Raw genomic sequence first — 20,594 nt, 5'->3', positions numbered from 1 at the left:
ATTTAGAAATAATAAGTGTTTATTGCTGTGTTAAGAATAATCATTAATGAAATGATGCGTAAAAAGGCAAGGTTATTCAGGTTTTAATGGTCTTTTCTCCGTGGCTTTTCATGGGTTTTAAAGCAAGCACCAATAAATATCAGTTATATATCACTAATGTTCTGAGGGGAAATCCAAAAATAAACAAAATTTCTTTTTACTCATCCTTTTCCATCTGATATCACTTCTCCCTCATACTTGTCTGAGCCATGACCGCTGTAGTCTATAATGGCTATTACCCAACGCTAAAAGGTGGTGTCATGAATATTTTACCTCCCGTTCGGCCTGAACAATCTATTGAACGTCTTACTGCCATCCTTGAGCCGATCGCGGAAAAAGTGAAGCTCGTGCCGCGTAAACGGATCACCTGGAAACACAAAGGCCACCAGCAAATGTATCTTTTTCAGGAGGGTGAGCTTTCTTTGCTGCGGGCATCTGATGGTCTGCTCCTGGTGACCGTTTTTGAGCCTCATCTGTTCGGCATTGCCGAGATGATTCAGCCGACACAGGGGCATATTTTACGTGCAGAAAGAGAGTCTATCATTTTACGTGCTGATGCAGATGAAGCAGCTACGCTATTTCGTCAACAGGGCGTCTGGGAAGATGTTGCGGCCTTGCTGTCGTATCATACGGCGTATCTCATTTATCGTGATGCGCAGGTCGTGCAGCAACGTACCTATTCCGTGATTCGCAGTTATTTGCAGGAAATGGTATTATTGCCCGAAGAGGCGCGTATGCGAATCAGCATTCTGGAATATATTCAGGATCGTACGCTTCTTTCACGCAGCAGTATTCTCAACGTATTATCAGCCCTTAAGCAAGGTCAATATATCGCATTTAAGCGCGGCGGGTATTTAATGGAATTGGGAGATTTACCGGAGTCGTTCTAAATTTAAAATTAAACAGAAAAGTATTTCACGTTGTTCTCGTTTGTCGATATCGTTTGCTCACTGAAACTATTCAACGGAGTAAACGGGATTTGTATGAAGAAGACACTTTTTGCATTAATTATTGCTAACGCATTCACTGCCACAACTGCATTTGCAGCTGCAGATACAGGTACATGGTACAGCGGGGCTAAATTCGGCTGGTCACACTATTTTGACGCCAGCACCGGTTCAAAAGCGAGCGATAATAACAGTGGCTCCAGCCAGTATAATATCGATCATGATAACGTCGGTGGCGGGGTTTACGCTGGCTATCAGATGACACCCTGGCTGGCAGTAGAAGGTGGTTACGATTATTTAGGAAATATGCAGATTAAAGGCAATCATAGTGCGGGCGCACAAATGAAAAGCCAGGGGCTGCAGATGTCCTTAAAAGCCAGCTATGCCGTGACCGACAGCTGGGATATCTATGGGCGCGCCGGTGCGATGGCATATCGGGCAGAATCTGATGTAAGTGGTCACAATCGTTTCGATACAGGCGTTCGCCCGCTTGCCGCGGTGGGGACAGAGTATGCGTTCAACAAAAATTTGGCTGGTCGCCTCGAATATCAATGGGTAAGCAATGTGGGTAATGCCAACCAGATTGGCGTCAGCAGCGACGTAAGCTCCGTAACAGCAGGCCTGACATGGCGATTTGGACAGCACGATTGATCGTTGTTAGCCTCTCAATGATAAAAGCCCGACTGCTTAGCAGTTGGGCTTTTTGGTATTTAAGTAACTAAAGGATCAAGAGCAAGTTTAATCTTTTGCAGGCCGGTAACGTTTTTGTCTTTCAGGTATTGCTGATTAATCATTTCAAGCTGTTCTAGTTTTGTCAGCGAGGCGTAGACTGGCTGAACGGGGCTATCTTTGGTAAAAATATCCTTCGCGGTAGCGTGCTGTAAATACTCTGATTTCAGTTGTGCCGATAATCTGTCTATCTGTACTTTATTCTCCTGATAAAGCGCTGCAATATGCGAGGCCGGAATGGAAGGCGGTTTATCTCCCGGTAGAACTAGCGGAACCTGCAGATGATGTATCTGTTCAACCTTATCCGGATGAGATGCGCTGCAGGCGGTAACTAAATTGAGGCTGAACAGCGCCAGTAATAATGACCGTGTCTTCATTGGACAACTCAGGGTTAATAAGCGGAACGGACATTATCGTAAACAACAGGAAGATCTTCAGAGTAAACTTGTTTAATTTTAAATAACTTAGCGGGTATGTTTAACAACGGCGTAGACATAAACGGTTGTTCACGCTGTTAAAGTAAAACAGGCTGCAGTACGCAGCCTTTTTTATCAGTTTTTCGGGAACACCCAAACATGCTTCTCCGGCAGCGAAAGATGGCAGTGCTGCGGATCCCGAACCTCATGCCCATACGCGCGAATGACAAAATCATCTCCCGGCGTGCGGAACAGGTACTCCCAGTGGTCACCAAGATACATGCTGGTGAGCAGCGGCAGTTCAAGCTGATTTTCCCCTGGCTCCTCAACCACCGCCACGCGCTCGACCCGGATCACCGCCGTAGCGTCATTACCGCTCTGTACCCCTTCGCCCGCCTGGCCCCACAGCACCCAGCCTTTCCCTTCGATACGCGCTCTGCCGTCGCGCACTTCGGTGACCTTGCCGTGCAGGCGGTTGTTGCTGCCCATAAACTCGGCGGTAAACAGCGTTTTTGGCGAGCCGTACATCTCCTGCGGCGTGCCCTGTTGCTCAATTTTGCCGTTGTTAAGCAGCAGGATGCGGTCGGATATGGACATCGCTTCGTTCTGGTCATGCGTCACCATCAGCGCGGATAACCCGAGCTTGATAATCAGCTCGCGCAGGAACACGCGGGCCTCTTCGCGCAGCTTGGCGTCGAGGTTGGAAAGCGGCTCGTCCAGCAAAATCACCGGTGGGTTGTACACCAGCGCGCGGCCAATCGCCACGCGCTGCTGCTGTCCACCGGAGAGCTGGTGCGGGTGACGTTTGCCAAGATGGCCCAGACCCAGCTGGTCCAGCACGTCCTGTACGCGCTGCTGGATCTCTTTGGCCGGAACTTTACGCAGCTTGAGCGGATAGGCCACGTTCTCAAACACGGTTTTGTGCGGCCACAGGGCATAGGACTGGAACACCAGCCCCAGGTTACGCTCTTCTGCCGGGATCTCACTGCGCGGCGTGCCGTCGTAAACTTTATTGTTGCCAATGACAATCGACCCCTGCGTCGGTTTTTCCAGACCCGCGACGGCACGCAGCAGGGTGGTTTTACCACTGCCGGAGGGGCCTAACAGTGAGACCACTTCGCCGCGCTTCAGGTTCATGGAGACACCTTTTAAAACAGGATTGTCGCCGTAGGTTAAGTGCAGATCGTCAACCGCTAATTCAATCATGTATTTTCACTCCGAAACGAAGGGCAATGCCCAGACCTACCACGACCAGCAGGATGTTAATGAAAGAGAGCGCCGCCACGATATCAATGGCACCCGCGGCCCAGAGGGAAACCAGCATTGAACCGATGGTCTCCGTGCCGGGGGAAAGCAGATACACACCCGTTGAGTATTCGCGCTCAAAGATCAGAAACATCAGCAGCCACGAACCAATAAGACCGTAGCGGGAGAGGGGAATGGTCACATGGCGGGTGATCTGCCCGCGCGTCGCCCCGGTGCTGCGCGCGGCTTCTTCAAGCTCTGGCCCCACCTGCAGCAGCGTGGAAGAGATAAGCCTCAGCCCGTAAGCCATCCACACCACGGTATAGGCCAGCCAGACGCTGAAAATGGTGCTGCGCAGCGAACGCAGCCAGACGATGACGTTCTCGCGCATCCAGTCGGTCCAGGCGAACCCGGAAAGCCAGCCGGATTTCAGCGAGTTGTCCAGCCACATCGGCAGGAACAGGAACACCCACAGGAACGCCAGACCGGCAAGCAGGCCAGGCACGGCGCGCGGCACCAGCACGCTGTAGTCCAGGAAGCGCGTGGTGTTATCCGGTTTACGGTGCATCGCAATCCCGACGAACAGGTAGCACGCCACGGCCAGCGCGCCGCCAATCACCCCAATTGCCATGGAGTTGACGATGGCGCGCAGCAGGTTGGGCTGTGTCCAGATGGTGCGGAAAGTGCTCAGCGAAAGCTCATCCCACAGCGAAACGCCCACACCCCAGTTGGAGATAAACGCGCGCAGCACCACGCCGAGCAGCGGCACGCCGATGGTGACGGTGAGCCAGAAGGCAACCACCGCCCCGGCAACCCAGCGCCATTTGCCCAGCGGTAACGCGCGAGCCTGTGAGGCTTTCCCTTTCATCGTGACGAAGCGGTTGGCGGTGCGCATCAGACGACGCTGGAGCATCACCAGCGGGATGGTGATGCAGATCAGCACCACGGCAACCGCCGCCATCAGGTGATAGGAAGGCGTGCCGAGCTTGTTCGTCAGCTGGTACAGGTAGGTTGCCAGCACCATATTGCCTTCCGGATCGCCGAGCACCAGCATCAGGCCAAATACTTCCAGCCCGAGGAAGAACAGCAGCACGATGGCGTACAGGATCGACGGGCGCACCATTGGCAGACTGACCGAGGTCATCACCTGCAGCGGAGAGGCACCCGCAATGCGCGCGGCTTCTTCAACATCAGAGCCGACGCTGCGCAGCGCGGATGAAATATAGAGATAGGCATGCGGCACGTGCGTCAGGCCAGCAATGACCACGATGCTCGACATATCGTAGATGTTCCACGGCACAAAGCCGATCAGCGCCTGCGCCCACAGGGACAGAAAGCCCACGGGACCAGCAGCCACCACATAGCCAAAGCCGAGCACCATCGGCGATACGAAAATGGGGACCAGGATCAGCGGTTCAATCAGGCGGCGGCCGGGCAGGTCGGTGCGAACCATCAGAAACGCCAGCACGCCACCCAGCGGAATGGCGATGATGACCAGCCCGAAGGCGAGAATAAAACCGCTTCTCAGGGCCTTATAGAAATCAGGGTCGGTGAAGATAAAGCCAAATGATTCAAGGCTCCACTCTTTTGCCGGAGAAAAGAACGGAGCGGACAGGAAGCTCTGTATCACGATAAATGACAGCGGCGTGTAGATAACCAGAGCGGTTATCAGCACGACGATGCCGCGCGGCAGGCTTTGCCACTTTCTGCGTAATGTATTCATGGGGTATCCCTGGTGTTGCAGCCCAATAAAACGAACTCAGTCGACAGGGAGCGCGACGGCGTGCGCCGCGCCCGAACGCTTATTTGGCGGCGGCTGCACGCCACTCTTTGATGTACTCCAGGCGTTTTTTCGGCTGCAGGTACTCCAGCAGCGTTTCATCAACCGGGATCGGCTTCAGCGCGTTACCGAGGATTTTGGTCAGGCCGTCAATATCATTTTTGCCTTCGATATCGTTACGGATGGAGGGAATATCCGCCTGACTGGCCAGAATGCTTTGCCCTTTTTCAGACAGCACATAGTCCAGCCACAGTTTTGCCGCATTGCTGTTTTGCGCCTGCTGGCTGATGAACGACACGCGCGAGAGCACCAGCGTGTAATCTTTCGGGTACGAAATGCCGAGAGAAGGATCGTTCTTCGCACGGGCTTCAGCATAGGATCCGAGGATGTTAAAGCCGATCAGGTTTTCACCGGAGGAAACCCTCTCCATCATGGTGCCCGTTGATGACTGCACCGCTAAGCCGCCTTTGGCGACGTCGGCCAGGGTTTTAAAGTAGTTTGGATCGGCCTTGTGATCCTGCACGGAAAGCATAAAGCCAAGACCCGATTTTTCGATGTCGTAGGTGGTGACTTTGCTCTTGAATTTGTCCGTCTGGCTGGCAATCAGCTTCGCCAGCGCGGCGTGAGAATCCGGCACGTCGCCAGCCGGGATCAGGCGCTTGTTGTAGATAAATACCACTGGCTCATAGGTGGTGCCGTATGCTTTATCTTTCCAGACTGCCCATTTCGGCAGCTGACTTTGCTCCGGCGATTTGTACTCCATGGCGTAGTCGGTGGCGAGTTTCAGCCCGGTGTCCATTGAGGAGCTCCAGACCACGTCGCCGCTACCGCCACCGGAGGCCTGTTCGCTGATAAAACGGTTGTACAGCTCGGTGCTGTTCATGTCGTTGTATTCAACTTTGATGCCCGGGTAGGTTTTTTCGAAGCCCGCAATCAGCGGCCCGGCGGCTTTGGTGTCGGTGGTGGAGTAAATCACCACCTTGCCCTCTTTGGTGGCGGCATCGACAACTTTTTGATACTCAGCAGGATAGCCCTGCGGCAGGGCAGAGAGTGCAGAAGCAGAGAACAGGACGGTAGCGGTAAGCAGAGAAATTCGGAACGTGTTCGACATTATAGTTAACCTTTTAGTTACATTTGAGGAACTAATTGTCAACATAGCGTAAAGCGCGCCTCCGACAATAGGGAGGCGCGGGCAATGATTCCGAAGTGTGACTGTCACCATCGTTTCAGCAATTAACACCATAAAATCCGCGAACGTTTGCCTGCGAACGGTTTCGGATTACGGTTTATCGTCGGCTTTGCGGTATAGCCGCCGTGGATGACCAATATTGCCATACAGCATTTCGACGATGATTAACCCGCTCTCCACGCAGTATTCCAGGTAGCGACGCCCCGTGGTTTTGCTGATCCCCACGTTATCCACTACCTCTTCAACCGACATCGCGCTGTCGGGATGTTCGGCGAACAGGCGTTTAATCCTTTCCAGCGTTTGGGGTTCAATGCCCTTCGTCGACGGCGTAATGGAGGCTTCCGCGGCAGGCAGATTAAACAGACGATCCAGCGCGTGCTGGTCGACCACTTTCACCTGCTGCACGGTGTGGACGAAGCGCATAAACCGCTCCAGCGAGGCGTGCAGGCGCTGGAAAAAGACGGGCTTGATCAGGTAGTCAAACGCGCCGCTGCGCATGGCATGGCTGCAGGTCTGCATATCGCTGGCGGCGGTGATAAAGATCACCGAGCATTCATAGCTTTTCAGCAGCGGGTTATCGATGAGCTCCACGCCTTTACCGTCCGGGAGATAGTTGTCCAGCAGGATAAGCCGCGGCTGGTGCTGACGAATCAGGCAGCATGCCTGTTCAATCGACGCGGCGATGCCCACCACGTGCAAGTGAAAATTCTGCTCGATATACTCGCGATGCAGCTCCGCCAGGTGCGGTTCATCTTCAACGATCACAACGTCAAGTGGTCGGGTCATGCTGTTGTCCATTGGGAATAAACACAGAAAAAATGGTGCCCTGCGGCGTGTTGTCGGCGATCTCTATGCTGCCGCCCGCTTTCCTGATATAGCCTGCCACCAGAAACAGGCCAATACCGTGCTCGGTACCCACAATGTCGTTCTCACTTTCCGGTTTGCTGCTGAACCCCTGGCGGAAAATGTGTGGCTTCATCGCCTCATCCACACCGCAGCCTCTGTCTGCCACCTCTATCAACAACTCCTGGTTGCGGTCAGAAATGTAGAGTTCCACCGGCGCGGGGACCGGTGCCTTAAGGGTCGCGTCCACCGCGTTATCCAGCAGGTTACCAATAATGGACATCAGCTCCGTTTCGTTGAGCGTGCCGGGCATGCGGGTGAGCTGGCAGGCCGGGTCAAACTGCAGTTCAACGCCTTTTTCGCGTGCGCTGACGTATTTTCCTAACAGCAGCCCGCACAGGGCCGGAGAGGAAAAATGGGCCGAAACGAAGTCCAGCACGCGCTGCGCGCCTTCTGACTGCATCTGGATGTAACGGATCGCCTCGTCATAGTGTTTCATCTGCAGCAGCCCCACCAGAGTCGCGGTCCAGTTCAACTGCTCGTGGCGCATAATGCGCAGGTTGTCCGCATAGCGCTTGATCTGGCTCAGTTGGCTGCTGAGGGTGTTAATGTCGTTTTTGTCGCGAAAGCTGTACACCCAGCCGCTTTCAACGCCGGGTTCGACCTCAATCGCCACGCGGTTAACGATCACCTCTCGCTGGTTAAGCACTGCGATCTGGTCGTGGCGACCAGCGCTTACCGAGGCGTAGCGCTGGGATAAAAAGCCCGGCGACGTCTGCAGAACATCTTCCAGCGGTTTGCCGATAAGTTCTTTCTCACTTTGATGAATATCCAGCATCTCCCTGGCTGCCCGGTTAATTAAAATCAGCCGCTTCTCTTCATTGATGGCAAATACCCCCTCGTACATCGCTTCTAATAACGCGCGTTGCTGCAAAACCAGCTGGGCGATATCTTTCGGCTCAAGGCGGAACATCTGCTTTTTAAGATTGCGGGTAAACAGCCAGGAGAAAATAAACAGCAACAGCAGAAGGGCAATACCGTACAGTCCAGCCTGCCAGAGAATGCGGGCGTTAATATTGGCGATATACGAGGTCAGATAGCCGACCGAGACGATGCCAATTACCTGATGCTGCGCATTAAAGATTGGCGCTTTGCTGCGCAGGGACACCCCAATCCCGCCCTGACGCACGGAAATAATGGTTTTGCCTTTTAACACCTCCGCATTATCCCCTCCAATCATCGGTAAATTAATGCGCTCCGGTGATTCCGAATGATAAAGGTGCTGTTCCCGGGTATCGCCAATCACAATATAGCTGGCATCGCTTTCGGCACGCAGCGGCTGTATTAAGCGGGCGATACCGGGGATATCTCTGGCTGCCACCATTTCCGCCAGACCGGGTATCAGGGCGATTTCACTGGCCTGAACCCGGGCGCGCTGGCCCAAATCGTGGTGTAGCTGTCGGTCAATAAAATGAAACAGGATCGTTCCCAGCAGAACTAACAGCAGGCAGGAGAAGCACACCAGCGCTAAAAACAGCTTTACCTGAAAAGAGAGTCTGCGTTTCATTCAACCTGTGCTAGCCCTATGAAAGTGAGAGATTTGCGGAGCCTGACATGTGCCAATAGCGGACGCAATCTGGCGAGAAAAGAGTTGTGACCTGGCTTTTCGTTTTCGGCGTTATAGCCATCAGGATCCCGTAAGGCTATGCTTCATTCAGCAAGATAATAATTACAGAGGCAATGTCATGGATAAAGAACTACTGGATGAGGGGTACCGGGCCTATACCGGCGAGAAAATTGACGTTTACTTTAATACCGGGATCTGCAAACACTCAGGTAACTGCGTGCGTGGGAGCGCAAAGCTGTTTAATCTGAAACGTAAGCCGTGGATCATTCCCGATGAAGTGGACGTTGAAACGGTTGTACGCGTGATTGATACCTGCCCGAGCGGTGCGCTGAAGTATCGCCAAAAATAAGCGAGGAACCATGGATATTCTGGAAGGCCATAATAAGTTTTACGTGAATGATGCAGACGGCAATCAGGTCGCAGAGATTGTCTTCGTGCCGACCGGCGAGCACCTGAGCATTATCGAGCACACTGATGTGGATGAGAGCCTGAAAGGGCAGGGCGTCGGTAAACAGCTGGTGGCGAAAGTGGTGGAGAAGATGCGCGGTGAGAACCGCAAAATTATTCCGCTGTGCCCGTTTGCGAAGCATGAGTTTGATAAGACGCGGGAATATGACGATATTCGGGCGTAAATAACGCGCCCGGCAGCACGCCGGGCACGAGTACGTCTAGCCAACAAACATCACCGACACGCACAGCACGCCGACGATCAGCGTCAGCAGGCTGCCAATGGAGCGGTATGGTTTCAGGGAAGGGATCAGATACGTCGACAGCGTCGGCATGATAAACAGGATCATGGCGATAAGCGGGCCGCTGATGGCGTAAATCATTGAGATGGCGTTCGGGTTAATGCAGCAGACCGCAAAGGTGATTAACGACACCCCCATAATGGAAATCGCGCGGTTAAAGGCGCGGCTCTTTTTAATCCCCACCTGATTTAGCGATGACTTCACGATCTCCGTCGCCCCTTCAATCACCCCAAAATAGGTGCCGAGGAACGATTTCGACATCGCTACGATCGCCACGATAATCCCGGAAATGCCGAGCCAGGCTGGGGAAGACGGCATCATCGACAGCGCTGACAGAATCGTCACCCCCTGCTCTTTGGCGGCCATAATATAGGACGGTGGGATAGAGAGCAGGCAGCTGAAGACAAAGAACAGCACGCTCAGGCAGATAATCAGGTACGCCACCTTCATGATCTTCTTGCATTTATCCATGGCACCGTCGGCAAACTTCTCGCGGCGGTCAACGGCAAACGTTGAGATAATCGGGGTATGGCTAAAGGCAAACACCATCACCGGAATCGAAATCCAGACCTGATGCAGCGTATGGCGATCGAAGGCCATCTGGCTGGTGAGCAACGAGGGCTGCCAGCTTCCGGTGAGATAGATCGAGACAAACAGGAAATAGGCAATCAGCGGAAACACCAGGAAGCCCATCACTTTTATCGTGATATGCCGTCCCATCAGGAAAATCAGATTCAATACCAGCACCACCCCCAGGCTGACCAGCACGCGAACGGTGGTATCTACCGTCAGGTGTTTTGCCAGCTGCTCGGTTAACGAGTTGGTGATGGCCACCGCATAAATCTGCACCACCACAAAGAAGGCGATGAAATAGAGCGTGGTGATCAGATTGCCAATCTTCTTACCATAGTAGTGGGAGACGGCGCCGGTGATCCCTTCATTACCTTTTGTGTTGGACGAGAGAATAAATTGCGCCAGCGCCCGGTGCGGCCAGTAGGTTAACGGGTAGGCCACGAGGGCGGTGATAAACAGGACGATTGCGCCTGCGGAGCCCAGCTGAATGGGCAGGAAGAGCGTTCCTGCGCCCACGGCTGTGCCGTAGAGAGCGAAACTCCAGAGAGTCTCATCTTTTGACCAAATTTTCGACATTAGAGCAACGTTTCAACTAACAAACCATCAGAATGGCGTGCAATTTACCATAGTTATGCCTGAAGAGCGCAGTTGCTTCGACGGAGTTTGGCCGGAACAGGCGTCCGGCCAGCGGGGGTTTAGCCTGCCAGAGCGCGTCGTTGCTGGCGACGCTTAAGGAATTTCTCACGCAGGTTATCGTATGCCCAGTTATAGAACATGGTGTATGGCAGGAAGAACAGGAAGAAACCAATTTCTAACGTGAATGCCTCAAGCAGGGTCACGCCCAGCACGGCGGCGACAATCGACACGCCGATTACAATAAACCCGCATTCGAACCCCAGGGCGTGCAGCGCGCGCACTTTTGCCGTACGTTTTACGCGCTGGACAGGCCAGAAACGGTCGAAGCCGAAGTTATAGATAATGTTCCAGAGCATGGCGGTGGTAGCCAGGATAATGGTTAACCCACCCATCTCCACCACCGAGCGCTGCATCAGCCATGCCGCCGTGGGGGCGAGAATTGCCGTGGCAATCCCTTCGAAACAGACAGCATGAAAGATCCGCTCCGGCAGCTTACGTTGGAGTGCATCCTGATGTTGCATAGTGTAGACCTCATTTATTCACCGGTATGGGCGTTGATGTAGCCTATTTTTATCGCTAAAGTTGATATATTAAAGATAGTATCCATCGATAAAGTAGATAGTCTATGCGCTATTCACCTGAAGCTCTTACCGCGTTTGTTGAGACCGTTGCGGCAGGCTCTTTCTCTGCTGCCGCGCGCAGGCTGCGTAAAAGCCAGTCGACGATCAGCACCTCCATTGCCAATCTTGAAGCCGATCTGGGTTTCGAACTGTTTGACCGCTCGGCGCGCCAGCCGGTGTTAACGGTCCAGGGAGAACAGGTGCTGGGCTATGTGCAGGCCATCCTTGCCGCCAGCACGCGGCTGGATGAGCTGGCGGTGTCGTTAACGGCACAAACGGAGGCGCGTCTGACGTTTGTCCTCTCCGATACCCTCAACCCCGACGTGCTTGAAGATCTGATGAAGCAGTTTGACGCTCGCTTTCCCCACACGGAATTCGAATGCCTGATTGGCGAGGAAGAGGACGTGATCGATCTGCTGCAAAAGGAGCGCGCGCAGGTGGGGCTGACGGAAGCGCGAGACGGTTATCCTACGGATATTGGCGCTACCCGGCTGCCGGTGCAGACCCGAATGGCGATATATGCCGCGACCACGCATCCGCTCGCCGGACAACACGAGGTGCAGAGCGACGAGCTGCACGGCTGGCGGGAGCTGAGGCTCAGCACCTACCTTGAGCGCGAGGCTGAGATCGCGCGCGGGCCCATCTGGTCAGCGCCGAACTACCTGTTACTGCTGAGTATGGCCGTCCAGGGGTTCGGCTGGTGCGTGCTGCCGTGCGCGCTGGTGGATGAATTCGCCGCTGCGAAGTCGCTGGTACAGCTCAATGTTCCCGGCTGGCCACGGGCGATCGGCATCGATCTACTGTGGAATAAACGATCCCCTCCCGGCGTGGCCGGAAGCTGGCTGCGGCAGTATCTGCAGGATGCACGCTAATCCTTGTGATTAAACTCACTATTTTTAAACAATTAAGATAATTGCCAGTAACAATCCTCTACTATCGTCATGTCATTTAACACAGAGGTCGTGATGAAAGATGTCGTAATAGTGGGTGCGTTGCGTACGGCTATCGGCTGTTTTCAGGGAGCGCTTGCGCGTCACTCGGCGGTTGACCTGGGCAGCGTGGTCGTTAAAGCTCTGGTGGAACGTAGCGGGATCGCAGCCCATGAAGTTGATGAGGTGATCCTGGGGCAGGTTCTCACGGCCGGTGCCGGGCAAAACCCCGCGCGACAGGCGGCGCTGAAGGGCGGGCTGCCCAACACCGTCTCCGCCATTACCATCAACGACGTCTGTGGTTCAGGGTTAAAAGCGCTGCATCTCGCCACCCAGGCCATTCAGTGCGGTGAAGCGGATGTGGTTATCGCTGGCGGACAAGAGAACATGAGCCGCGCGCCGCACGTTCTCACCGATAGCCGAACCGGCGCGCAGCTGGGCAACAGCCAGCTGCTCGACAGCCTCGTGCATGACGGGCTGTGGGATGCGTTCAACGACTATCATATGGGCGTGACGGCAGAAAACCTGGCGCGCGAGTACGGCATTAGCCGCGAATTGCAGGACGCTTATGCGCTCAGTTCGCAGCAAAAAGCGCGTGCCGCGATTGATTCCGGTCGCTTTCGCGACGAGATTGTCCCGGTCAGCACGCAGCGTCAGAACGGCGAGGCGATCGTCGTCGATACCGATGAACAGCCGCGCACGGATGCCAGTGCGGAAGGCCTGGCGAGACTGAATCCCGCGTTTGAAACGCAGGGCTCGGTCACCGCGGGCAATGCCTCGTCCATTAACGACGGTGCCGCCGCCGTGATGATGATGAGCGAAAGTAAAGCCCTTGAGCTCGATCTCCCCGTGCTGGCCCGCATTAAGGCGTTTGCCAGCGTGGGCGTGGATCCTGCGTTGATGGGGATTGCGCCGGTCTACGCTACCCGTCGCTGCCTGGAGCGCGCAGGGTGGCAACTTTCGGATGTCGATCTGATCGAAGTGAACGAAGCCTTTGCCGCGCAGGCGATCTCGGTCGGCAAAATGCTGGAGTGGGATCCGCTGCGGGTCAACGTGAACGGCGGTGCAATTGCGCTAGGGCATCCCATCGGCGCGTCCGGCTGCCGAATCCTGGTTTCGCTGGTCCACGAAATGAAAAAGCGAAACGCGCGCAAAGGGATCGCTACCCTCTGTATAGGCGGCGGACAGGGCGTGGCGCTCGCCATCGAACGCTAATTTCTCCTCACTTAAAAAACCTCCTTCGGGAGGTTTTTTTTATTGTGTTCTTCTCTTCATGGGAAGTAATCGTGATCCGCGCGTCATTTCTGTTATAAACAAAAATAAAAAATGAAACGTTGTTTTAATTGCAATTGAAAACCCTATTTTATGCCGCTAGTATGTGCTCATCATAAAACGAAACGTCGTTTCGTTTAATTTCTGCCTTCGGGCATGACCACATCTGGAGGTTACCGTGGACGTCAGACAAAGCATCCACAGCGCGCACGCCAAAACGCTGGATACTCAGGGACTGCGCAGCGAGTTTTTAATTGAGCAGGTGTTCGAAGCCGATAAATACACCATGGTCTATAGCCACATCGACCGCATTATCGTGGGTGGCATTATGCCGGTGGCTAAAACCGTCTCCGTGGGCGGTGAAGTAGGCAAGCAGCTGGGCGTAAGCTACTTCCTGGAGCGTCGTGAACTGGGGGTGATTAATATTGGCGGGCCGGGCACGATTACCGTGGACGGCCAGTGCTACGAGATTGGCCACCGCGACGGGCTGTACGTCGGCAAAGGGGCGAAAGAGGTGGTCTTTGCCAGCATCGACGGCGGTAAACCCGCAAAGTTTTACTACAACTGCGCCCCGGCGCACACCGCTTATCCAACCCAAAAAGTAACGCCCGCGGACGTTGCGCCCGTGACGCTGGGCGACAACCTCACCAGCAACCGCCGCACCATCAATAAATACTTCGTGCCGGATGTGCTGGAAACCTGCCAGCTCAGCATGGGTCTGACCGAACTGGCCCCGGGCAACCTGTGGAACACCATGCCGTGCCATACCCACGAACGCCGCATGGAAGTCTACTTCTACTTCAACATGGATGAAGACGCCTGCGTGTTCCACATGATGGGACAGCCTCAGGAAACTCGCCATATCGTCATGCATAACGAGCAGGCGGTGATTTCACCCAGCTGGTCTATTCACTCCGGCGTGGGGACGAAAGCCTATACCTTCATCTGGGGGATGGTTGGAGAAAACCAGGTCTTCGATGACATGGACCACGTCGCGGTTAAGGATCTGCGCTAGTCGCGGGCAGTTAAGCATACATCTGCCTGTTGATGACAGGCGCTGAAAGAGTAAGGAACAAACATGATTCTGGATGCATTTTCTCTGCAGGGTAAAGTGGCCGTGGTTTCCGGGTGTGACACCGGACTGGGCCAGGGGATGGCGTTAGGCCTGGCGGAAGCGGGCTGTGATATCGTCGGGATTAACATCGTTGAGCCCACGGAAACCATCGAACGCGTAACCTCTCTGGGCCGCCGTTTTCTCAGCCTGACCGCCGACCTGCGTAAAATCGACGCTATTCCGGAGCTGCTGGATCGCGCGGTGGCGGAATTTGGCCATATCGACATTCTGGTCAACAACGCGGGGCTGATCCGCCGTGAAGACGCGATTAACTTCAGCGAGACCGACTGGGACGATGTCATGAACCTGAACATCAAGAGCGTATTCTTTATGTCCCAGGCGGCGGCGAAGCACTTCATCGCGCAGGGCAAGGGCGGCAAGATCATTAACATCGCGTCGATGCTCTCCTTCCAGGGCGGCATCCGCGTGCCGTCTTACACCGCGTCGAAAAGCGCGGTGATGGGCGTGACCCGCCTGCTGGCGAACGAATGGGCGCAGCACAACATCAACGTCAACGCGATTGCGCCGGGCTACATGGCCACCAACAACACCCAGCAGCTTCGCGCGGACGAAGAACGCAGTGCGGCGATCCTGGAGCGTATTCCGGCGGGCCGCTGGGGGCTGCCGAGCGATCTGATGGGGCCGGTAGTGTTCCTGGCTTCCCCGGCATCGGACTATATCAATGGTTATACCGTCGCGGTTGATGGCGGCTGGCTGGCGCGATAACCTAACTTATGACAAATACCTCTGCTCTTCGGCGGAGGTTTTTTTTGCTTAAAATTTGTCAAAGTCCATATTGATAAACACGAAAAATCCATACTTAAAAATCATAGATGACTGCCATCACATTTTTATTATTGAAAAATTAAGGCGTTAGTAAAATCAGGTGATTATCCAGCATTAGTTGAAATTGTAATGTCCATCACAGATCGCTATGCCATAGCGAAATAATCCATATCTTCACGAATTCCGCCCTGACACTTTTTCCCGCTATCTCGTAATTTCATTTAACGAATTTTGCTGTTGAGGCAGGAAAAATATGACATCTATAAATGACTCTACCCTGATGCCCGCCGCGCTGCGCGATACCCGCCGCATGAACCAGTTTGTCTCCATTGCGGCAGCCGTGGCCGGTTTGTTGTTCGGCCTGGATATCGGCGTGATCGCCGGGGCGCTGCCGTTTATTACCGATCACTTTACGCTGAGTAACCGCCTGCAGGAGTGGGTGGTGAGCAGCATGATGCTCGGCGCGGCCATCGGCGCGCTGTTTAACGGCTGGCTTTCGTTCCGCCTTGGGCGTAAATACAGCCTGATGGTCGGGGCGGTCCTGTTTGTTGCCGGGTCCATAGGTTCGGCGTTTGCCACTAACGTTGAAGTGCTGCTGCTCTCCCGCGTGCTGCTGGGCGTGGCGGTGGGGATTGCCTCCTACACCGCGCCGCTGTATCTCTCCGAAATGGCGAGCGAGAACGTGCGCGGCAAGATGATTAGCATGTACCAGCTGATGGTGACGCTGGGCATCGTGCTGGCGTTCCTGTCCGATACGTACTTCAGCTACAGCGGTAACTGGCGGGCGATGCTCGGCGTGCTGGCGCTGCCTGCGGTAGTGCTGATTGTTTTAGTGATCTTCCTGCCCAACAGTCCGCGCTGGCTGGCACAAAAAGGGCGTCACGTGGAAGCGGAAGAGGTGCTGCGCATGCTGCGCGACACGTCTGAGAAAGCGCGTGAAGAGCTGAACGAGATCCGCGAAAGCCTGAAGCTGAAGCAGGGCGGCTGGTCGCTGTTTAAGGCTAACCGCAACGTGCGCCGCGCGGTGTTCCTCGGCATGTTGCTGCAGGCGATGCAGCAGTTCACGGGGATGAACATCATCATGTATTACGCCCCGCGCATCTTCAAAATGGCCGGTTTTACCACCACCGAACAGCAGATGATCGCCACGCTGGTGGTGGGGCTGACCTTTATGTTCGCCACCTTTATTGCGGTGTTCACCGTCGATAAAGCCGGACGTAAACCGGCGCTGAAAATTGGCTTTAGCGTGATGGCGCTCGGTACGCTGATCCTCGGCTACTGTCTGATGCAGTTTGATAACGGCACGGCGTCCAGCGGCCTCTCCTGGCTCTCCGTGGGCATGACCATGATGTGTATTGCTGGCTACGCGATGAGCGCCGCGCCGGTGGTGTGGATCCTGTGCTCTGAAATTCAGCCGCTGAAATGTCGCGATTTTGGTATCACCTGTTCCACCACCACCAACTGGGTGTCGAACATGATCATCGGCGCGACCTTCCTGACGCTGCTGGATGCGATTGGCGCGGCGGGAACCTTCTGGCTCTATACGGTGCTGAACGTGGCATTTATTGGCGTGACATTCTGGCTAATTCCAGAAACCAAAGGCGTGACGCTGGAACATATTGAACGCAAGCTGATGAGCGGGGAGAAACTGCGAAATATCGGCGTGTAAGGGTTAATGCCGGGTAAGCGCAGCGCCACCCGGCGTTTTGTTAGCGTGATGCTGAATAACTACCAACTTTGATAGCAATTCCTCAGATAGTCCATTCTCGCGTTCAGATTATTCTTAGTTTCTTGTATTATCGGGCAACTGAACTCACCCGGCAGGAATTTACTGCACCCGAAACAGAAGAACGGCTATGTCAGCAATGGATTTCAAAAAAAATACGGACCTCGATTTTCCCTCATATGCTCCTCCAGCAGTCAGTTCAAAAGAGATCGATCTTCTGGGCCTGTTAGATATTCTGATTATCGCGAAAAAACGTATTGCCACTATTATCTTTGTTTTCGCGCTGGCAGGTCTGGCAATTGCGCTTCTACTGCCGCAAAAATGGACCAGTAAAGCGGTGATCACTCCGGCGGAACAGACACAGTGGAACCCGCTGAGCCAGATGATGGTTGCGCTGCAGGTTCTTGATGTGAAGGTGCCGGTTACCCGTCAGGAAGTCTTTGACCTGTTTATTAAAAAATTCCAGTCGCAGTCATTGCTTGAAGAGTATATGACCTCTTCCCCTTATGTGATGGCGCAGCTCAAGAATGCGCAAGTAGACCCGCTTGAACTGCACCGTGCGGTTGTCAATATTGCAGACAAAATGAAAGCGGTGAATGATGTTCAGGGAAAAGATGCGGATAAAGCGCCTTTCGTCTCCTGGACATTGAGCTTCACCGCGCCGACCGCAGCCGATGCCCAATCCGTTCTGGAGGGGTATATCAACTATATCTCGGCAATTGTTGAGAAAGAAACGGTGCAGAATATCCGCAACCAAATCGCCCTCAAAACGAACGAGGTAGAGCAGCAGCTGACGCTCGACCGCGTTCGTCTGACCAATGTGCATAACACCAACCTGCAGCGGCTGAACTATTCGCTGGAAGTGGCGAATGCGGCGGGCATTAAGAAGCCTGTTTATAGCAACGGACAAGGGATAAAAGACGATCCGGATTACTCCGTTGCGCTCGGGGCTGACGGTATCGCGGAAAAGCTAAGGATTGAAAAAAATCTGAAGGATGTGACGGAGCTGAACGCGGACTTCCAGAACCGGGAATATTACCTGGCGCAGCTGAAAAAACTCTCCTTCGCAGACGTTAAGCTTGAGCCATTCAGGTATCAGCTTTCGCCATCGATGCCGGTGAAAAAAGACGGCCCGGGCAAAGGCATGATTGTCATTCTGGCGGCGATCCTTGGCGCTCTGTTTGCCTGCGGCAGCGTATTACTCCGTGAGGCCATGCTCAGCCGAAACCCATTGCCAGAGCCGGTAACGGAATAAATTCTGCACACATGAAGGCGCTGCTACAGCGCCTTTTTTATTTCAGGAAATCCTCGCGCACAGGCGTAAAGGTGTCCAGCAGCGTGCCGGCCCTGAGGCAGACGCAGCCGTGCATCACATGTGGTTGTTTGTAGAGGGTATCTCCCGCCGTTACGACATGCTTCTCTTCACCAATGGTAAACTCAAATTCACCAGAGAGAACATAGGTTAACTGTTCGTGCGGGTGGTTATGCAGTGGGCCAATCGCGCCCTGCTCAAACTGTACTTCAACCGCCATCATCCTGCCGCCGTGGGCCAGCACGCGACGCTTAACGCCGTTCCCCAGATCTTCAGACGCGGTCTCTTTGTGGAACATAAACATGGCTTTGCCCTTCATAATAAAACAGTGTTTTATTTAATTTACATTGGCCAGCTTAAAAAGAAAACGACGTAATAAAGAACTGGAAACAGGATCACAAGTTTGCTTCACTGGCTTAAACAGATAAGGAGCGATGATGAAAACGATTGGCCTGATAGGTGGGATGAGCTGGGAATCGACAATCCCTTATTACCGCCTGATTAACGAAGGCGTAAAGCAGCGTCTGGGCGGCCTGCACTCCGCGAGCCTGCTGCTGCACAGCGTTGATTTTCATGAAATCGAAGCCTGCCAGTCGAGCGGCGAATGGGATAAAGCCGGAGAAATCCTGGCTTATGCCGCGCTGGGGCTGGAGCGTGCGGGGGCGCAGGGCATTCTGCTGTGTACCAACACGATGCACAAAGTGGCCTCGCACATTGAAGCGCGCTGTTCGCTGCCGTTCCTGCACATCGCGGACGCCACCGGACGCGCCATTCGCGCTTCGGGAATGTCGCGCGTGGCCTTGCTGGGCACACGTTACACCATGGAGCAGGATTTCTATCGCGGGCGCTTGCACAGCGAGTTTGGGATTGAAAGCCTGATCCCGGATGAGGGGGACCGGGCGCGCATCAATCAGATTATCTTCGACGAGCTCTGCCTCGGAACCTTCAGCGAAACCTCCCGCGCATATTACGTCAGCGTAATAGATAAACTGGCGCAGCAGGGGGCTGAAGGGGTGATTTTCGGCTGCACGGAGATCGGTTTGCTGGTGCCGGCCGAACGAAGCCCCATCCCGGTGTTTGATACCGCGGCCATTCACGCGGCAGATGCCGTGGAATTTATGCTGTCATAACGGGTTTTGCAGGTCAGGTAAGCGAAGCGCCACCTGACGCGCATGCTCAACTAAGTGTTCGGTGAATGCGTCCACCAGCGCGGAAGCCGGACGGTGCAGCGGGCGGATAAGGCTTACGGTGAACGGGACGGAAACGCTAAAACGGCGGATGACGATCCCGCTTCCTGCATAGTCCAGCGCCGTAAGCGGATTGACGACCGCAACGCCAACGCCCGCGCGCACCATCGCGCATATTGACGCCGCGCTGTGGGTTTCAACGACCATCCGCCGCTTCACCTGATGCTCAGAAAAAAGCGTATCCAGCAGCTGCCGGTAGCTGTCCGTTTGCGACAGGCTAATGTAGTTTTCACCATGAAAATCCGCGGGTGTCAGCACTGCTTTGTGGGCAAGCCGATGCCCGGCGGGCAGAACGCACACTTCATCCAGCGCGAGCAGTTCCGTGCGCGCCGTTCCTGCGGGTGTCGAGAGGGTTTCGGTTAACCCGAGATCGTGCCGCTGTGCCGACAGCCACTCTTCAAGCAGAGGCGACTCCTGCGGGACGATGGTGAGATTGACCTCAGGATAGCGGGCCAGAAAAGGCTGGAGCAGCGTCGGTAAGAAGGACTGAGAGAAGACGGGCAGGCAGACAATCGACAGCTCGCCCTGACGAAACTCGCGCAGGCTTTCCGCCGCGCTGACGATTCTGTCCAGCCCGTACCATGAGCGCTGCACTTCCTCAAACAGGCGCAACCCCTGCACCGTCGGGTGAAGCCTGCCCCGGGCGCGTTCGAACAGCTTCAGCCCCAGCACTTTCTCGAAGCGCGCCAGCTCGCGGCTGACCGTCGGCTGCGAGGTATGCAGCATCTGCGCGGCTTCGGTGAGATTGCCGGTGGTCATCACGGCGTGAAAAATCTCGATGTGGCGTAAATTGACGGCGGGCATAGGGCACCTGA

The 20,594-nt window shown here is 54.5% G+C and carries 21 protein-coding genes; 11 read left to right on the top strand and 10 right to left on the bottom strand.

What is annotated here, in order from left to right; all coding sequences use genetic code 11:
- Positions 1–299 precede the first annotated feature (299 nt).
- Positions 300–929 (top strand): helix-turn-helix domain-containing protein, encoded by a 630-nt coding sequence (locus IM271_RS03665; RefSeq protein ID WP_045260926.1) that lies wholly within the window; start codon positions 300–302, stop codon positions 927–929.
- A gap of 93 nt (positions 930–1,022) precedes the next feature.
- A complete protein-coding gene (locus IM271_RS03660) occupies positions 1,023–1,637 on the top strand; it encodes an outer membrane beta-barrel protein (RefSeq protein ID WP_193052186.1) in 615 nt (204 codons plus the stop codon).
- Between the two features lie 59 nt (positions 1,638–1,696).
- On the opposite strand, the gene IM271_RS03655 is transcribed toward IM271_RS03660, so the two are convergent.
- The 6 genes from IM271_RS03655 to IM271_RS03630 all read right to left on the bottom strand — a co-directional run bounded on the left by IM271_RS03655 (position 1,697) and on the right by IM271_RS03630 (position 8,755).
- The gene (locus tag IM271_RS03655) at positions 1,697–2,092 is read right to left on the bottom strand and encodes a hypothetical protein (protein WP_193052185.1); all 396 of its coding nucleotides are present in this window, start codon (positions 2,090–2,092) and stop codon (positions 1,697–1,699) included.
- A 174-nt stretch (positions 2,093–2,266) separates the two neighbouring features.
- Positions 2,267–3,337 carry an ABC transporter ATP-binding protein gene (locus IM271_RS03650; RefSeq protein WP_193052184.1) on the bottom strand — a complete coding sequence of 357 codons (1,071 nt, stop codon included), beginning with the start codon at positions 3,335–3,337 and terminating at the stop codon, positions 2,267–2,269.
- The gene (locus IM271_RS03645; protein ID WP_193052183.1) at positions 3,330–5,099 is read right to left on the bottom strand and encodes an iron ABC transporter permease; all 1,770 of its coding nucleotides are present in this window, start codon (positions 5,097–5,099) and stop codon (positions 3,330–3,332) included. Before IM271_RS03645 ends, IM271_RS03650 begins: the two co-directional genes overlap by 8 nt.
- A 79-nt stretch (positions 5,100–5,178) precedes the next feature.
- Positions 5,179–6,267 (bottom strand): ABC transporter substrate-binding protein, encoded by a 1,089-nt coding sequence (locus IM271_RS03640; protein ID WP_028014307.1) that lies wholly within the window; start codon positions 6,265–6,267, stop codon positions 5,179–5,181.
- Between the two features lie 168 nt (positions 6,268–6,435).
- Positions 6,436–7,131: a response regulator gene (locus IM271_RS03635; RefSeq protein ID WP_193052182.1), complete on the bottom strand. Its 696-nt coding sequence runs from the start codon at positions 7,129–7,131 to the stop codon at positions 6,436–6,438.
- The gene (locus tag IM271_RS03630) at positions 7,115–8,755 is read right to left on the bottom strand and encodes a sensor histidine kinase (protein WP_193052181.1); all 1,641 of its coding nucleotides are present in this window, start codon (positions 8,753–8,755) and stop codon (positions 7,115–7,117) included. Before IM271_RS03630 ends, IM271_RS03635 begins: the two co-directional genes overlap by 17 nt.
- A 178-nt stretch (positions 8,756–8,933) precedes the next feature.
- Between IM271_RS03630 and yjdI the strand changes: the two genes are divergently transcribed.
- Together yjdI and IM271_RS03620 are read left to right on the top strand one after the other, a co-directional pair.
- Positions 8,934–9,164, top strand: a complete 231-nt coding sequence (gene yjdI, locus IM271_RS03625) for a 4Fe-4S mono-cluster protein YjdI (RefSeq protein WP_041908367.1) — start codon at positions 8,934–8,936, stop codon at positions 9,162–9,164.
- Between the two features lie 10 nt (positions 9,165–9,174).
- The gene (locus tag IM271_RS03620) at positions 9,175–9,447 is read left to right on the top strand and encodes a GNAT family N-acetyltransferase (protein ID WP_045260919.1); all 273 of its coding nucleotides are present in this window, start codon (positions 9,175–9,177) and stop codon (positions 9,445–9,447) included.
- A 36-nt stretch (positions 9,448–9,483) separates the two neighbouring features.
- Here the strand turns inward: IM271_RS03620 and IM271_RS03615 are convergent, their stop codons facing one another.
- Positions 9,484–10,713 (bottom strand): amino acid permease, encoded by a 1,230-nt coding sequence (locus tag IM271_RS03615; protein WP_193052180.1) that lies wholly within the window; start codon positions 10,711–10,713, stop codon positions 9,484–9,486.
- A gap of 119 nt (positions 10,714–10,832) precedes the next feature.
- Positions 10,833–11,294, bottom strand: a complete 462-nt coding sequence (locus IM271_RS03610; protein ID WP_041908370.1) for a multidrug/biocide efflux PACE transporter — start codon at positions 11,292–11,294, stop codon at positions 10,833–10,835.
- 104 nt (positions 11,295–11,398) lie between these two features.
- Here IM271_RS03610 and IM271_RS03605 point away from each other — a divergent pair, with 104 nt between their 5' ends.
- The 6 genes from IM271_RS03605 to wzz(fepE) all read left to right on the top strand — a co-directional run bounded on the left by IM271_RS03605 (position 11,399) and on the right by wzz(fepE) (position 18,475).
- Complete coding sequence (locus tag IM271_RS03605) at positions 11,399–12,265, top strand: LysR family transcriptional regulator (protein WP_193052179.1); 867 nt, start codon at positions 11,399–11,401, stop codon at positions 12,263–12,265.
- Positions 12,266–12,358: 93 nt separating this feature from the next.
- Positions 12,359–13,537, top strand: coding sequence for an acetyl-CoA C-acetyltransferase (locus IM271_RS03600; RefSeq protein ID WP_028014300.1), 1,179 nt, complete (start codon positions 12,359–12,361; stop codon positions 13,535–13,537).
- A gap of 235 nt (positions 13,538–13,772) precedes the next feature.
- Positions 13,773–14,609, top strand: coding sequence for a 5-dehydro-4-deoxy-D-glucuronate isomerase (gene kduI / locus IM271_RS03595; RefSeq protein ID WP_059358101.1), 837 nt, complete (start codon positions 13,773–13,775; stop codon positions 14,607–14,609).
- 63 nt (positions 14,610–14,672) lie between these two features.
- The gene (kduD, locus tag IM271_RS03590) at positions 14,673–15,434 is read left to right on the top strand and encodes a 2-dehydro-3-deoxy-D-gluconate 5-dehydrogenase KduD (RefSeq protein ID WP_048999238.1); all 762 of its coding nucleotides are present in this window, start codon (positions 14,673–14,675) and stop codon (positions 15,432–15,434) included.
- 313 nt (positions 15,435–15,747) lie between these two features.
- Positions 15,748–17,163 (top strand): sugar porter family MFS transporter, encoded by a 1,416-nt coding sequence (locus IM271_RS03585; RefSeq protein WP_028014298.1) that lies wholly within the window; start codon positions 15,748–15,750, stop codon positions 17,161–17,163.
- Between the two features lie 187 nt (positions 17,164–17,350).
- Entirely contained in the window at positions 17,351–18,475 is a 1,125-nt protein-coding gene (gene wzz(fepE) / locus IM271_RS03580) for an LPS O-antigen length regulator Wzz(fepE) (RefSeq protein WP_193052178.1), read from the top strand.
- Positions 18,476–18,512: 37 nt separating this feature from the next.
- Here the strand turns inward: wzz(fepE) and IM271_RS03575 are convergent, their stop codons facing one another.
- On the bottom strand, positions 18,513–18,836 hold the full coding sequence (locus IM271_RS03575) for a cupin domain-containing protein (protein WP_192987130.1): 324 nt from the start codon (positions 18,834–18,836) through the stop codon (positions 18,513–18,515).
- 133 nt (positions 18,837–18,969) lie between these two features.
- Here IM271_RS03575 and IM271_RS03570 point away from each other — a divergent pair, with 133 nt between their 5' ends.
- The gene (locus IM271_RS03570; RefSeq protein WP_192979267.1) at positions 18,970–19,662 is read left to right on the top strand and encodes an aspartate/glutamate racemase; all 693 of its coding nucleotides are present in this window, start codon (positions 18,970–18,972) and stop codon (positions 19,660–19,662) included.
- Here IM271_RS03570 and IM271_RS03565 read toward each other — a convergent pair.
- Positions 19,657–20,583: a LysR family transcriptional regulator gene (locus IM271_RS03565; protein ID WP_048999241.1), complete on the bottom strand. Its 927-nt coding sequence runs from the start codon at positions 20,581–20,583 to the stop codon at positions 19,657–19,659. The genes IM271_RS03570 and IM271_RS03565 overlap by 6 nt on opposite strands.
- Between the last annotated feature and the right edge of the window lie 11 nt (positions 20,584–20,594).

This window comes from Enterobacter cloacae complex sp. I3 (assembly GCF_014896175.1).
Lineage (GTDB): Bacteria > Pseudomonadota > Gammaproteobacteria > Enterobacterales > Enterobacteriaceae > Enterobacter > Enterobacter bugandensis.
This window is presented reverse-complemented; position numbering and strand designations above follow the sequence as displayed.

Coding starts and splice junctions, on each gene's coding strand:
- IM271_RS03655 (WP_193052185.1), bottom strand. CDS start 2,092: ATGAAGACACGGTCATTATTACTGGCGCTGTTCAGCCTCAATTTAGTT.
- IM271_RS03635 (WP_193052182.1), bottom strand. CDS start 7,131: ATGACCCGACCACTTGACGTTGTGATCGTTGAAGATGAACCGCACCTG.
- kduD (WP_048999238.1), top strand. CDS start 14,673: ATGATTCTGGATGCATTTTCTCTGCAGGGTAAAGTGGCCGTGGTTTCC.
- IM271_RS03565 (WP_048999241.1), bottom strand. CDS start 20,583: ATGCCCGCCGTCAATTTACGCCACATCGAGATTTTTCACGCCGTGATG.
- IM271_RS03620 (WP_045260919.1), top strand. CDS start 9,175: ATGGATATTCTGGAAGGCCATAATAAGTTTTACGTGAATGATGCAGAC.
- IM271_RS03570 (WP_192979267.1), top strand. CDS start 18,970: ATGAAAACGATTGGCCTGATAGGTGGGATGAGCTGGGAATCGACAATC.
- IM271_RS03585 (WP_028014298.1), top strand. CDS start 15,748: ATGACATCTATAAATGACTCTACCCTGATGCCCGCCGCGCTGCGCGAT.
- IM271_RS03640 (WP_028014307.1), bottom strand. CDS start 6,267: ATGTCGAACACGTTCCGAATTTCTCTGCTTACCGCTACCGTCCTGTTC.
- IM271_RS03665 (WP_045260926.1), top strand. CDS start 300: ATGAATATTTTACCTCCCGTTCGGCCTGAACAATCTATTGAACGTCTT.
- IM271_RS03660 (WP_193052186.1), top strand. CDS start 1,023: ATGAAGAAGACACTTTTTGCATTAATTATTGCTAACGCATTCACTGCC.
- IM271_RS03600 (WP_028014300.1), top strand. CDS start 12,359: ATGAAAGATGTCGTAATAGTGGGTGCGTTGCGTACGGCTATCGGCTGT.
- IM271_RS03650 (WP_193052184.1), bottom strand. CDS start 3,337: ATGATTGAATTAGCGGTTGACGATCTGCACTTAACCTACGGCGACAAT.
- yjdI (WP_041908367.1), top strand. CDS start 8,934: ATGGATAAAGAACTACTGGATGAGGGGTACCGGGCCTATACCGGCGAG.
- IM271_RS03630 (WP_193052181.1), bottom strand. CDS start 8,755: ATGAAACGCAGACTCTCTTTTCAGGTAAAGCTGTTTTTAGCGCTGGTG.
- IM271_RS03605 (WP_193052179.1), top strand. CDS start 11,399: ATGCGCTATTCACCTGAAGCTCTTACCGCGTTTGTTGAGACCGTTGCG.
- IM271_RS03615 (WP_193052180.1), bottom strand. CDS start 10,713: ATGTCGAAAATTTGGTCAAAAGATGAGACTCTCTGGAGTTTCGCTCTC.
- IM271_RS03645 (WP_193052183.1), bottom strand. CDS start 5,099: ATGAATACATTACGCAGAAAGTGGCAAAGCCTGCCGCGCGGCATCGTC.
- IM271_RS03610 (WP_041908370.1), bottom strand. CDS start 11,294: ATGCAACATCAGGATGCACTCCAACGTAAGCTGCCGGAGCGGATCTTT.
- IM271_RS03575 (WP_192987130.1), bottom strand. CDS start 18,836: ATGTTTATGTTCCACAAAGAGACCGCGTCTGAAGATCTGGGGAACGGC.